At 69.5% G+C, this 12,953-nt stretch carries 14 protein-coding genes; 4 read left to right on the top strand and 10 right to left on the bottom strand.

Annotation, left to right across the window (positions count from 1 at the left end; translation table 11 throughout):
• Positions 1-104 precede the first annotated feature (104 nt).
• Positions 105-659 (top strand): hypothetical protein, encoded by a 555-nt coding sequence (locus tag IE262_RS12200; protein ID WP_189873471.1) that lies wholly within the window; start codon positions 105-107, stop codon positions 657-659.
• Positions 660-1,070: 411 nt separating this feature from the next.
• Here the strand turns inward: IE262_RS12200 and tsaE are convergent, their stop codons facing one another.
• The 4 genes from tsaE to IE262_RS12220 form a co-directional block, all read right to left on the bottom strand.
• Entirely contained in the window at positions 1,071-1,604 is a 534-nt protein-coding gene (gene tsaE / locus IE262_RS12205) for a tRNA (adenosine(37)-N6)-threonylcarbamoyltransferase complex ATPase subunit type 1 TsaE (RefSeq protein ID WP_189873473.1), read from the bottom strand.
• Positions 1,570-2,811, bottom strand: coding sequence for an alpha/beta fold hydrolase (locus tag IE262_RS12210; protein WP_189873475.1), 1,242 nt, complete (start codon positions 2,809-2,811; stop codon positions 1,570-1,572). Before IE262_RS12210 ends, tsaE begins: the two co-directional genes overlap by 35 nt.
• Before the next feature lie 239 nt (positions 2,812-3,050).
• Positions 3,051-4,214 carry an alanine racemase gene (gene alr, locus IE262_RS12215; protein WP_134040900.1) on the bottom strand — a complete coding sequence of 388 codons (1,164 nt, stop codon included), beginning with the start codon at positions 4,212-4,214 and terminating at the stop codon, positions 3,051-3,053.
• A gap of 172 nt (positions 4,215-4,386) precedes the next feature.
• Positions 4,387-4,719: a hypothetical protein gene (locus tag IE262_RS12220; RefSeq protein WP_189873477.1), complete on the bottom strand. Its 333-nt coding sequence runs from the start codon at positions 4,717-4,719 to the stop codon at positions 4,387-4,389.
• A gap of 177 nt (positions 4,720-4,896) precedes the next feature.
• On the opposite strand from IE262_RS12220, the gene glmS reads away from it, so the two are divergent.
• Entirely contained in the window at positions 4,897-6,744 is a 1,848-nt protein-coding gene (glmS, locus tag IE262_RS12225; protein WP_189873479.1) for a glutamine--fructose-6-phosphate transaminase (isomerizing), read from the top strand.
• Positions 6,745-6,874: 130 nt separating this feature from the next.
• Positions 6,875-7,576, top strand: a complete 702-nt coding sequence (locus tag IE262_RS12230; protein WP_189873481.1) for a hypothetical protein — start codon at positions 6,875-6,877, stop codon at positions 7,574-7,576.
• Here IE262_RS12230 and IE262_RS12235 read toward each other — a convergent pair whose 3' ends face one another.
• The 3 genes from IE262_RS12235 to IE262_RS12245 are packed head-to-tail and all read right to left on the bottom strand — an operon-like array spanning position 7,577 to position 8,846.
• Positions 7,577-7,786 carry a DUF397 domain-containing protein gene (locus IE262_RS12235; RefSeq protein WP_189873483.1) on the bottom strand — a complete coding sequence of 70 codons (210 nt, stop codon included), beginning with the start codon at positions 7,784-7,786 and terminating at the stop codon, positions 7,577-7,579.
• 11 nt (positions 7,787-7,797) lie between these two features.
• Entirely contained in the window at positions 7,798-8,001 is a 204-nt protein-coding gene (locus tag IE262_RS12240; protein WP_189873485.1) for a DUF397 domain-containing protein, read from the bottom strand.
• An 8-nt stretch (positions 8,002-8,009) separates the two neighbouring features.
• Positions 8,010-8,846 (bottom strand): helix-turn-helix domain-containing protein, encoded by an 837-nt coding sequence (locus IE262_RS12245; RefSeq protein ID WP_189873487.1) that lies wholly within the window; start codon positions 8,844-8,846, stop codon positions 8,010-8,012.
• Between the two features lie 223 nt (positions 8,847-9,069).
• Between IE262_RS12245 and IE262_RS12250 the strand changes: the two genes are divergently transcribed.
• The gene (locus tag IE262_RS12250) at positions 9,070-9,477 is read left to right on the top strand and encodes an ATP-binding protein (RefSeq protein ID WP_189873489.1); all 408 of its coding nucleotides are present in this window, start codon (positions 9,070-9,072) and stop codon (positions 9,475-9,477) included.
• 71 nt (positions 9,478-9,548) lie between these two features.
• On the opposite strand, the gene IE262_RS12255 is transcribed toward IE262_RS12250, so the two are convergent.
• From IE262_RS12255 to IE262_RS12265, 3 genes are all read right to left on the bottom strand, one after another.
• On the bottom strand, positions 9,549-10,415 hold the full coding sequence (locus tag IE262_RS12255) for an AraC family transcriptional regulator (protein ID WP_189873491.1): 867 nt from the start codon (positions 10,413-10,415) through the stop codon (positions 9,549-9,551).
• Positions 10,416-10,591: 176 nt separating this feature from the next.
• Complete coding sequence (locus tag IE262_RS12260; RefSeq protein WP_189873493.1) at positions 10,592-10,957, bottom strand: VOC family protein; 366 nt, start codon at positions 10,955-10,957, stop codon at positions 10,592-10,594.
• Between the two features lie 198 nt (positions 10,958-11,155).
• Positions 11,156-12,844: a PA14 domain-containing protein gene (locus IE262_RS12265; RefSeq protein WP_189873495.1), complete on the bottom strand. Its 1,689-nt coding sequence runs from the start codon at positions 12,842-12,844 to the stop codon at positions 11,156-11,158.
• Positions 12,845-12,953: the final 109 nt, after the last annotated feature.

The following is a 12,953-nucleotide window of genomic DNA, read 5'->3' on the forward strand; positions in this document are numbered from 1 at the left end:
ACGACGTACAAGACTCAGAGACGTCAAAGACGACGGAGACGTCAGGGCGACGTACAGGCAAGAACATCAGAGCCGTACTCAGGTACGAGAGGTGGGCGCAGAAGGTGGCCAGTAGCAGCTCGGGATTCGTGGCCGGGCTCACCGCGGCGGCCATCGCCGCAGTCGGTTTCCTCGCCTACCAGGCGTCGGCGAACGTACCGGAGGACCTGGGCAAGCCGTCCGCCACCGAGTCCCCGGCGGCCGTGAAGTCCAAGACGCCCTCGGACAAGAAGGCCCCGTCGCCCGTGCCCGACGACTCCGGTTCCGGTGAGCGCGTGGTGTACTCGCTCTCCGACGACCGCGTCTGGCTGGTCGGCGCGAACGACAAGGTGACCCGCACCTTCAAGGTCACCCCCAGCACGGTGGACCCGGACCCCGACACCTACCGGGTCACCTCCCGCACGAAATCCACCACCGGCTCCGACGGCACCGCCATCGAGCACGTCGTCCGCTTCACCACCGTCGAAGGCGTCGTCATCGGCTTCAGCGCCGCGGTCGACGGCTCCACCCCCGAGCCCGACCCCACCGCCAAGACAGGCGGCATCCGCGAGTCCCGCCCCGACGGCAACGCGATGTGGCAGTTCGCAACGATCGGCCGACCGGTGGTCGTGGTGAAGTAAGACGCGTACGCCACCTTTCAGGGGCGCGGGGAACTGCGCGATCTCTTAGGGGCGCGGGGAACTGCGCGACCAGCCACAACGAACCCGCAGCCGAACGAACAACCGGCAGCTCCTACGCCGCCTCAGGCCGCCGTACCCCTTCACCTTCCGCCGGAGGCACAGGCTCGGGCGGCGAGGACACCACCCGCGCCGCCGCACAAGATGCCAACAGCTCCCGCATCGAAACCCCCGGCACCCCACCCACCCGCTCAGCCCGCGGCAGCGACTCGTCTCGTTCTGAAGCCTGCATGGGACGCCTCCTGGAACCTGGGGGCGAAGGAAGTTAGGCACACCTAACTACGCGTACACCACCCATGTGACCACGCAGGAGCCACCTCACGCAACACCTTGCCGACGCGTTGTCGGAAACGTTCACGCCGACAGCACGCTCAGATCCACGGCCATCCACCGCTCCCCGACCCCCGTAAGGGTGACGTGGCGCACCTCGTCCGTCGTGTCCCCCACCGCCCGGTGGATGACGACGTGCAGCCGGTCCTCCGTCAGCTCCTCGACCTTGCCCTCGCCCCATTCCACGACGACGACCGAGTCGGACAGCGACACGTCGAGATCGAGGTCCTCCATCTCGTCGAGCCCGCCGCCCAGGCGGTACGCGTCGACGTGCACGAGCGGCGGCCCGTCCCCCAGCGAGGGGTGCACGCGCGCGATGACGAAGGTCGGGGACGTGACCGCGCCCCGCACCCCCAGCCCCTCGCCGAGCCCCCGGGTCAGCGTCGTCTTGCCCGCGCCGAGTTCACCGTTGAGCATCACGAGGTCGCCCGCGCGCAGCAGCTTGGCGAGGTGGCGCCCCAGCTCCCGCATCTGCTCGGGCGCACTGACGGTGAGCTCTACGGACACGGGGGCCGCCCGGTGCTCATCCGGGCTGTGCGGTGCTGCTGGTGCTTCCATAACCGCCAACGGTAGCCCCTGCGGGCACGGCGCCCGCGCGTGTGAGGAGGTCGGCGAGGCGGTCCATGACCACCTCGGGGTGCTCCAGCATCACCAGGTGACCGGCGTCCGGTACGAGCACGAGTTCCGCGTCCGGCAGGAGGTCCGCGATGGCCTCGCTGTGCTCGCTCGGCGTGACGAGGTCCTTCGTACCGGCCAGCACGAGCACGGGCAGCCCGGCGAAGTGCACGAGTGCCTCGGTCTTGTCGTGCTCGGTGAAGGCGGGGTAGAACTCGGCGACCACGTCGATGGGCGTGCCCTCGATCATGCGCTCGGCGAAGCGCGCGACCGCCGGGTCGATGTCCCGGGTCGCGAACGAGTACCGCTTGATGATCCCGGCGAACAGGTCGGCCGTGGCACGCCGCCCCCTCTCCACCAGCTCGGCCTGCTGCCCGAGCGCCCGCAGCACACCGGGCAGCACACGACGTATGGCGTTGACGCCCGCGACCGGCAGCCCGAAGTTGACCTCGCCGAGCCGCCCCGACGACGTACCGATGAGCGCCACGCCGACGACACGGTCGCGGATCAGTTCGGGGTAGTGGGCGGCCAGCGCCATCATCGTCATACCGCCCATGGAGTGCCCGACGAGCACGATCGGCCCCTTCGGCACGGCCGCGTCGAGGACCGCCTTGAGGTCGCGGCCGAGCTGGTCGATGGTGACCGGCACCCGGCCCTCCGCCTGCGCCGGGTTCCGCCCGGAGCGGCCGTGGCTGCGCTGGTCCCAGTGCACGGTCCGTACGACGCCGCGCAGCGCGGCCCGCTGGAAGTGCCAGGAGTCCTGGTTGAGGCAGTAGCCGTGGCAGAACACGACGGTGACCGGGGCCGGGGCCTTGCGCCCGAAGAGGCGGCGCTTGCGCGGACCGAGACCGGCCTCGGGCTCGATGTCGTCCACCTCGTAGTACAGCTCGGTGCCGTCGTCCGCGTACGCCTTGCCGGGCTTACCGCGCAGCGCTCCGTACGGTCCCGCCGAGTCCAGGGCGAGCCGGGCCTTCTTGCGCATGCCGCGGCCCACGGTGAGCCGCTCTATCGCGACACCGGCGGCGGCGCCCGCGGCGACCACGCCTATCGCCGCGCCCGCGATGCCCGCCCTGCGCCAGTTCCCGGGGGAGGCGGCAGCCGAGGCCGCGTCCGCGACGGCCTCCACGGCCTTCGCGCTGCTCTCGCTCACGTCCCGCTCCTCCTCACCGGGGTCCGCGGCCTTCGTCCGGCCTGACGGACTTGTGCTGCTGCTGTCCTGTCCTGTCCACTGATCGGGTCGGTACCGGCACAGGTGTGCCGTGCCGCCGCACATCTCTGCGCGTCCACGCGGCTACCCGCTTTGTCCGTCGTTCACCGGAAACGGTCGCCGTTCACCGAAAACCGTCGCCCCTTCACCGGAAACTGTCGTCGTTCATCGGAAACGGTCGCCTACGACGCGTCGTCGTTCACATAGACGCGCGGAACGCGCGTTCCGATCCGGGTGACGATCTCATACGCGATGGTTCCGGCCGCCTGCGCCCAGTCCTCGGCGGTCGGCTCGCCGCGGTCGCCCGGTCCGAAGAGCACGGCCTCCGTGCCGGCGGGCGGTTCGTCCCCGCCGAGGTCGACCACGAACTGGTCCATCGCGATCCGCCCGGCGACCGTCCGCCACTTGCCGCCGACGAGCACCGGTCCGGAGCCGGAGGCATGCCGCGGGATGCCGTCCGCGTAGCCGACGGGCACCAGGCCGAGGGTCGTGGCGCCCGGGGTGACGTACTGGTGGCCGTAGGAGACGCCGTGCCCGCCGGGGGCGTGCTTCACCAGGGCGAGGGACGCGCTCAGCGTCATCACCGGCCGCAGTCCGAAGTCGGCGGGGGTGCCGATCTGGGGGCTGGGCGAGATCCCGTAGACCGCGACTCCGGTCCGTACGAGGTCGAAGTGGGCCTCGGGAAGGGTAAGGGTGGCGGGCGAGTTGGCGATGTGCCGCACCTCGGGGCGGGCGCCCTGCCGCTCGGCGTACGCCACCATCTCGCGGAATCGGGTGAGCTGGGCCGCGATGGAGGGGTGGCCGGGCTCGTCGGCGCACGCGAAGTGGGACCACAGTCCGGTGACCGTGAGCAGTCCGTCGGCCTCGGCGCGCAGGGCGCCCGAGACGAGTTCCGGCCAGTCGTCCGGCTGGCAGCCGCTCCGCCCGAGCCCGGTGTCCGCCTTGAGCTGCACACGCGCGCGTACCCCGGCCGCGGCCGCGGCCTCGGTGACCTCCCGCAGCGCCCACAGTCCGCTGACGGAGACGTCCAGGTCGGCCTCGATGGCCTCCCGCCAGGGACCGCCGGGGGTCCACAGCCAGCACATGATGCGCCCCGGGAGCCCGGCCGCGCGCAGGCTCAGGGCCTCCTCGGGCGTGGCCGTACCCAGCCAGCGGGCCCCCGCCGCGACGGCCGCCCGCGCGCACGGCACGGCCCCGTGGCCGTATGCGTCGGACTTCACGACGGCCATCAGGACCGCGCCGGGCGCGTGCGCGCGCAGCGCCCGCACGTTGTCCCGCAGGGCGGCGAGATCGATCTCGGCACGGGCACGCGGGGGCGCGGCCGGTGGCAGTGCTGTCTCAGTCATCGCGCCCAGTGTCTCAGAGGGGCGGCAGCCGCCCGCTGGGCAGCATGCGCGGGGACGATACGGCCGTTCCGGGCTCGCCTGTCACCGGCAACGGCCGACGGCCGCCGGGTCGCGTGGCTCGGAAGACCACGGACCCGGCGGCCGCCTCGATGAGCGAGCGGTGCGTGGACGGTCAGCCCGCCAGTGACCCGGCGGCCACGCCCTGCGAACCCAGCCCGCTCTGCTCCGTGTTCGACTCCTGCCCACCGGAAGGCATGGCCTGGCCGAACATGTCGGGCTGCGAGGACTGTTCGAAGCCCGAAGCCCCTTCGGAGCCCGAGGACTGGCCGAAGGTCGAGGACTCATCGGAGTTCGACGACATCCCGGGGACGCTGTCGGCGACGGGCCCCGGCGCGGCGTCGGCCGTGGCCGCGGCCGCGTTCACGGGCAGGACGGCGAGCAGGGCGACGAGGACGGCGGCACCGCCGATCGCCGTGCGACGGGCGGGGACACGTGTTCCGGTCATGCGTGTTCCGATCATTCGTGTTCTGGTCATGGGACCAGCGAACGCAAAGTGCGCGGACCGTTGCGTGCGCCGCGCGTGTGAGGTCACCCGATATGAGGCTTACCTGCACTACATCGTCACCTAAAGTCACATCAAACACACACAAAGCCTCCATGCGGGCAGCCTGAAGGGGTCGTTATGTGCGGAATCGTCGGATATGTGGGCATGCGACCGGCGCTCGACGTGGTCCTGGCCGGTCTGAAGCGGCTGGAGTACCGGGGGTACGACTCGGCGGGCGTGGCGGTCCTCGCCGACGGGGGCCTGGCCACCGCCAAGAAGGCCGGGAAACTGCTCAACCTGGAGAAGGAGCTGGCCGAGCGCCCCCTGCCGACCGGCCCCACGGCCATCGGGCACACCCGCTGGGCGACCCACGGCGCCCCCACGGACGCCAACGCCCACCCGCACCTCGACAACGCGGGCCGCGTGGCCGTCGTACACAACGGCATCATCGAGAACTTCGCCCGCCTGCGGGCCGAGCTCGCCGCACGCGGGCACGAGTCGGCCTCCGAGACGGACACCGAGGTGGTGGCGCACCTGCTGGCCGAGGAGTTCTCCTCCTGCGCGGACCTCGCGGAGGCGATGCGGCTGGTGTGCCGCCGACTGGAGGGCGCGTTCACGCTGGTCGCGGTGCACGCGGACGAGCCGGACGTGGTGGTGGGCGCACGCCGGAACTCGCCGCTCGTGGTGGGCGTCGGAGCCGGCGAGGCCTTTCTCGCCTCGGACGTCGCCGCGTTCATCGCCCACACGCGGTCGGCGATCGAGCTGGGCCAGGACCAGGTGGTGGAACTGCGCCGGGACGGGATCACGGTGACGGACTTCGCCGGCCGCCCCGCCGACGTACGCGGCTACCACATCGACTGGGACGCGTCGGCGGCGGAGAAGGGGGGTTACGACTACTTCATGCTCAAGGAGATCGCCGAGCAGCCCAAGGCGGTCGCCGACACCCTGCTGGGACGCGTCGACGCGTCCGGCTCGCTGACCCTGGACGAGGTCCGGATCAGCACCTCCGAGCTGCGCGAGATGGACAAGGTGGTCATCGTCGCCTGCGGTACGGCGTTCCACGCGGGCCTCATCGCCAAGTACGCCATCGAGCACTGGACCCGTATCCCGTGCGAGGTGGAGCTGGCGAGCGAGTTCCGCTACCGCGACCCGATCCTCGACCCGCGCACGCTGGTCATCGCCATCTCCCAGTCCGGCGAGACCATGGACACGCTGATGGCGTTGCGGCACGCCCGCGAGCAGGGCTCCAAGGTGCTCGCGATCTGCAACACCAACGGCTCGACGATCCCACGCGAGTCGGACGCGGTGCTGTACACGCACGCGGGCCCGGAGGTCGCGGTCGCGTCCACGAAGGCGTTCCTGACCCAGCTGGTCGCGTGCTACCTCGTGGCGCTCTACCTGGGCCAGGTGCGCGGCACGAAGTGGGGCGACGAGATCCAGGCGGTCGTCCGGGAGCTCTCCCGCAGCTCCCAGGACGTCGAGCGGGTCCTCGACACGATGGAGCCGGTACGGAACCTGGCGCGCTCCCTCGCCGACAAACCCACGGTGCTGTTCCTGGGCCGGCACGTGGGCTACCCGGTGGCCCTGGAGGGCGCCCTGAAGCTGAAGGAACTCGCGTACATGCACGCGGAGGGCTTCGCGGCGGGCGAACTGAAACACGGCCCGATCGCGCTGATCGAGAAGGATCTGCCGGTGGTGGTCGTCGTACCGTCCCCGCGCGGCCGCTCCGTCCTCCACGACAAGATCGTGTCCAACATCCAGGAGATCCGGGCGAGGGGCGCGCGGACGATCGTGATCGCGGAGGAGGGAGACGAGGCGGTAGCCCCGTACGCGGACCACCTGATCCGCATCCCCGCCACACCGACCCTCCTCCAACCGCTGGTCGCGACGGTCCCGTTGCAGGTGTTCGCCTGCGAGCTGGCGACGGCGCGAGGGAACGAAGTGGATCAGCCCCGGAACCTGGCGAAGTCGGTGACGGTGGAGTAAGGGGCCGCGGGTATCGACATCAGGTTCGGATACCGACCGATAAATCAGTGATCAACTGTGAAGCCGCTGTGTTTAAAGTACGGGCAAAGCACCGCGGAATCACCGTGGTTGAAGAGAAAGAACCACCGCCTTGAGATCGACCGCAGTCCGTCGAGTCGGCCTTGCCGCCTCCGCCGCGCCCGCCGCCGCGCCCGCCGCCGCGAAGGCCCTGAGCGCCGACGAGCTGGAGAAGGCCGCACTGGCCCAGGCGGACGTCGACAACGGCGAGGTCGACACCAAGATCGACGGGAGCGAGGACGACGTCACGAAGGACGAGGTCGAGGCGGACGGCGCGGCCTGCGCACCGCTCGCCCTCGTCCAGTCCGGCGCCGCCCAGGGCGAGTCGGCCGCGACGGTGAAGCGGATGTGGACGGAGGAGGCCGAGAAGCCGTCCGAAGCCGACGCCATGTCCGAGGAGGCGATGCTCGCGTCCCTCGACGTCGAGAAGGTCTTCGTGACGCTCGCGACCTACGAGGACGGGGGCGCCGAGACGGTCCTCAAGGACACCGAGGCGGCCCTGAAGAAGTGCGCGGCCGGCTTCACCACCACCACGGCCGGTGAAAAGGGGAAGATCACGAAGGTGGTGGCGGCCAAGGCACCCAAGGGCGCGGACGAGGCCGTCGCGATGACCATGACGATGGTGACCGAGGGCAAGGAGACGATGCCCTTCAAGGCCGTCGTGGCCCGCAAGGGCTCCACCGTCGTCGCCATGAACCTCGCGTCGGCCGTCACGGGCAAGGACTTCGAGTTCCCCGCACAGATCCTGGACACCCAACTGGGCAAGCTGGGCTGATCACCGCACGTCTGCCGCGGCGAGCCGGTCGGCGTTCAGGGCGCCGATGAAGGTGACGAAGGCTCCGGCCGGGACGGTGAGGGGGGTTCTGGCCGGGGTTTTTGAGTCGCGGATGGCTATGTGGGTGCGGGTGGTTGCGATCTCTACGCAGCTATTGCCGTCGCCCTCGCCCGAGTAGGACGACTTCCGCCAGATGCCGGGGGTGCGCATGGGGTGCACCTCTACGGAAGCTCGTTCGGGTGAGCCGACTTCAGAGTCTCTATGAAGGGCGTGAAAGCTCCGGCCGGGAAAGTGAGGGGGGTTCTGGCTGGGGTCTTTGAGTCACGGATGGCTATGTGGGTGGGGGCAGTGGCGATCTCCACGCAGTTGTTGCCATCGCCGCCGCCGGAGTAGGACGACTTCCGCCAGTTATCGGGGGTGGTCACGAGATGCCTCACAGTTCCTTGCTCAGCCTGTGGATGAAGTCACGGGACCGATCGGGGTCGAGTGACGCGGCTTCCACTCTACGGAAGAGCGTTCGAAAAACTCCGAGTTGAGCTTCCGAATCGACGAAACCAGTGCCGTGGGGAGCGTCGCGAACGGCGGTGTCCAGCTTCGGTACGGCACCGCCTGCCAGCATCACGGTGCTCCAGGTTCCGCCGAAGCCGTCCAGGTCGAAGGGGATCACGCGCACCGAGATGTGCTCGGCTTCGGAGAGTTCCAGGACGCGGGCAAGCTGAGTTCGTGAGGCAGCACGATCACTCAGCCTGATGCGCAGTGCCGCCTCGTGGATGACTGCCTCGTATGGAACGGTGATCCGCTGCCGCTCCATTCGGTGTCGTACGCGCAATTCGAGCTCGTCGTGCGGGACTTCGGGAATCCTGGAAGAGAAGGCAGCGTGGGCGTAGTCGGCCGTCTGAAGCAAGCCGGGGATGAACAGGAACTCCACGTCGCGCCGGTACGTGGAGTGGTGCTCCAGTTCGGCGATGTCCAGGAACGGCGTGGGGAGCAGGCCCCGGTACTCCTCCCACCAGCCGCGCGTCCGGTCGGTGGCCATCGCGACCAAGGCGTTGATGAACTTCTCGTCCGTGCAGGCATAGTGGGACGCGAGGCGGCGTAGCCGTTCCTCGCTCACGCCCGCGAGTCCGGATTCGATGTGGCTCATCTGGACGCGGCCCGTTCCGAGCAGCGCAGCCGCCTCGCGAGCGGTGAGTCCTGCTGCCTCACGGAGCCTGCGCAGCTCGACGCCCAGGCGCACCTGACGTGCCGTTGGTTCGCGCCTCAGGGCCATCGATTACTCCTCAGTTCAACACGCCCGCTGGCGCGACTCGTTCGGGGCCAGATTACGGGATCAACTTGCCCTGTATGACAGGTTAGACCTACCGTCAGTGACGCGACGCACACACTGCGGAATAGCCAGACCCGGAAGCGCACCGCCCCGTCCTGCCATGACGGCTGCGGCACTGCCACCGCCCGCCAACCGCAACCCCCCACCACCCGAACGGAGTTGCCGCATGCCCGAAAACGCACCGTGGGAGTACTGCCTCCACATCCCGAACGACCTTCGTGCCGTCACCGTCAGTCGCCGCACCCTCCGCCTGATCCTCACCATGCACGGCCTGATCGGACTCGTCGACACCGCCGAGTTGCTCGCGACCGAGCTGGTCTCCAACGCCGTACGCCACACCAAGGGCCCCGCCGCCCTGCGCGTCCAGTGGTCGGCCGGTGTCCTGCGGATCGGCGCGCTGGACGCCGATCCCGAACCGCCGGAACCACCGAGTGCGCTGGGCCAAGCAGCAGAACTGGAGAACGGACGCGGGCTGGCGCTGGTCCGGGCCTGCGCCGACCTGTGGGGCTGGCAGCCGCTGACCGACCACGGCAACCGGGGCAAGCACGTGTGGTGCGATCTCACCGCCGTCTAGCTCCGTCCAGCGCCGTTTGCGCCGGCGCGGTGCACGCGTGCACGCACCTGCCCCGGGGGCTTGCCGCTTGGTCAGCCGTGCTCGGGCTCCACCGGGAGCCACAGTTCGGCTTCGGCCTCGGTCTTGTCCGGCGACAGGCGGGTGCGCAGGATCTCAGGGCCGGTGCGGCTGCGGTACGGGTTCGACGGGAACCACTCGGTGAAGACGTCCCGCCACAGTTCCTGGATGGCCTGCGGCGCCGGCCCGGAGGTGGTGAAGACCGCCCAGGTGCCGGCCGGGACGGCCAACGTGGTGGTGCCCTCGGGAGCGGCCACGGAGGTGATCACACCTTGGTAGTAGTCGAGTTCGGTGCCCTCGGCGCGGCTGGGGTCCAGGTCGTCGCAGACCGCGACGATGCCCTGCGGCTCCTGGTCCGACAGCTTCTCCAGGCGCTCAAGGGTCTGCGGGTCGATCCCGCGGACAAAGTCCATGATCGCCTGGTTCGGCCCCTCATGCACCAGCGGTACCCGGGTTTTGAGCCCGACGACGGCGAACTCCGCCTTGTCCACAACGCGGTATCGCATACTGCTCCTCCCTTCGATGGTGAGGCGGAAGGCCATCCGGGACTGGGAGCTGAGTGCGGCGCGGGTACGCCGGGCCTCGCCCGGTCCGATGCCGTGCATGGCACGGAACGCCCGCGCGAACGCCTCGCCGGAGCCGTAGCCATAGCGCACCGCGATCTCCAGCAAGGTCTCACGCCCCGCGAGTACTTCGGCACCCGCGAGGGTGAGCCGACGGCGCCGGATGTACTCCGACAGCGGCATGCCCGCGAGCGCCGAGAACATCCGGCGCAGGTGGTACTCCGAGGTGGCCGCGATGCGTGCCAGCTCGTCCACCTCGATGTCCTGGTGGAGATGGCGCTCGATGTGCTCCATGGCCTGGTTCAGCCGCTCCAGCATGCCCGGTCTCCTTCCTCTTGACGAGCACCACGCTAGGCAGCGCTCACCATGCCGGACCCGACATCCTGTGCCCGATCAAGTCGGGTGCACGAGGCAGCCCGGAAGGTGAAGCGGAGTGGTCGACCCGGCTCACTCTCCCCTTGAAGAGCGGCAGTTGGTGCGATGAGCCCGGCCTGTCAGTCGACGGGGGCAACTCGGATCAGGTTGCCGTCCGGGTCCGCGACGACGAACGTGCGCCCGAACACCTCATCGCGCGGCTCGCTGACCACTCGGACCCCTTTCGCCACCCACCGCTCAAACTGGCGATCGATCGCGTCGGGGCCGCCAGGCAGTGTGAGACAGACCTCGCTGGTGCGTGGCACCGCCGGGGTCCGGCCGTCGATCTGCCCGCTCCAGAGTGCGAGGTCCGCGCCGTCGCCGAGATCGAAGGCGATATATCGAGGGGTCTCGAAGCTCGGCTTGATCTTGAGGAGGTCTGCGTAGAAGCGGGCAGCTTCGGGGGCGTCGCTGACGTAGACGATGAACACGATCGAGGACGACATTGCTCACTCCTTGGGTCGGTCTCGCTGAACGACTGGAGCGTGCGCGTTATTCATGACAGATTCCGTCATGTTTTCCAAGATTCTCGATCCCGTGACTCCGGACCGCTTCTTCTCGTGGCCGAAGCGGCAGCAGGGAAAGGGGCCCGCAGTTCCTTGGGCTGCAACCACCCAAGCCCGCCTCCGGGCCCCTCCGCGTACTCAGGGCGCCAGGGCCACCCAGTCACCGCCGGGCGCGGACTCGGTGCCGTCCGCGTACTGGGCGGTCACCCAGTAGAAGTGGGTGGTGCCCTTGGCGGCGGCGGTGTCCTCGTAGGAGGTCCCCGTCGTGGCCGCCAGCTTCTCGTACGCCTCGGCGTCCGGGTTCCAGCGGTAGACCTGGTAGCCGGTGGCGCCGGTCACTGAAGACCAGGACAGCTCGACACCCGCCCCGCCGGAAGTCGCCGTCAGCCCGACCGGCGAGCCCTCCGGCGTCGCCACGCTCGGTGTCATGTCGAGCTCGGTCGCGGTCACGATCTGGGCCTCGCCGGTCCACTGGAAGGACGAGTTCCCGGCGTCGTCGATGGCGTCGACGATGAAGCAGGACTCCTCGCCGTCCGGGAGGGTGGTGTAGGCGTACGAGGTGGTGTCGGCCGACACGTAGTAGCCCGGGTAGAGGGAGCACACCTGCTCGCCTTCGTCGCCCAGCAACTCGCCCCGTCGGACCACGTAGCGCGCCAGGTCGGTGGTCGGGTTGGCGTCCCAGCGCACCTCGAAGCCGTACTCGGTCGGAGTGACCGTCACCCCGGTGACGGCGGACGGCGGGGTGAGGTCCCGGCGCTTGCCGCTGACGGCGGCGGACCGCGCGGACTCGTTGCCCGCGGCGTCCAGAGCGGTCACCCGGTAGTAGTAGGTGGCGTCCTCGGCCGCCGAGGTGTCCGCGTACGCGACCTGGTCGGTACTGCCGACTCGGGTGTAGGTCCCGTCAGCGCCGGACGCCCGGTACACCCGGTACGACGCCGCTCCCTCGACCGCCTTCCAGCTGATCCGCAGATTCGTCGGTTCGGAGGCGGTGCTCAGTCCGGTCGGCACGGCCGGTGGGGTGCGGTCGACCGTGGTGACCAGCTGATCGGCGGTGCCCGTCGACTCGTTGCCCGCCTTGTCGTAGGCGCGGACCTCGTAGTAGTACGCCGCGCCGGTCAGCGGCAGAGTCGCGTCCGTGTGCGAGGTGGCGGTGGTGGTCGTCAGCCTCGTCCAGTCGGTGCCGCCCTTCGGACGGCGGTAGACCCGGTATCCCGCCAGGTCCATCTCCTTGTTCTTGGACCAGGTGAGCTTGGCCTTCCCCGTCACCGAGTCGTACGACACGGCGGTTCCGGTCGGGGTGAGCGGCTTGACCTTGTCGACCGTCGCGGAAGTGCGGGGTGCGTAGGCGAACTTGACGTTCGCGGTCCCGGTCCAGTTGACGTAGTCGACGCGGAGGGTGTGTTTGCCGGAGGGGATGGTCACGTTGACGGTCGTGGAGACCGTCGACGAGACGTTCTTCCACAGGTCGATCTTGCGAGTGCCGTCGAGGTAGACGCGGATGCCGTCCTGGCTCGACGCCGTGAGGGCGAAGGGGCCGCCGGAGCCGAAGTCGCGCGTCACCGTCCAGCGGACGGAGAAGTTGTTGGTCGGCAGGCCCGAAGCGGGGGCGCCCGTGCCCCAGTCCTGGCTGATCGTGGAGTCGCAGTCCGTCTTCTTCGGCGTGCCCGAGAAGGTGGTGTTCGCGAAGAACTCCCGCTTGTAGACGGGGGAGGTGCAACTGACGGCTGCTGAGGCGGGCGCGGCGAGCGCGGTGAGCAGGCCGCCCGTGGTGGCGAGCACGACGGCCGTGGCGGCCCCGGAGGTCGTGCGTCGTCTGGCTGGGTTCATGCGGTCCTCTGATCGGGATCAGAACGTGGAAGAGAACGCAGAGGAAAGCGTCCTTGATCACGATACGCGCGACCGGGAAGAGGTTTATGACGAGGTCATAACGCAGGAA

The sequence above is a fragment of the Streptomyces bluensis genome, assembly GCF_014650715.1.
GTDB classification, from domain to species: Bacteria; Actinomycetota; Actinomycetes; order Streptomycetales; family Streptomycetaceae; genus Streptomyces; species Streptomyces bluensis.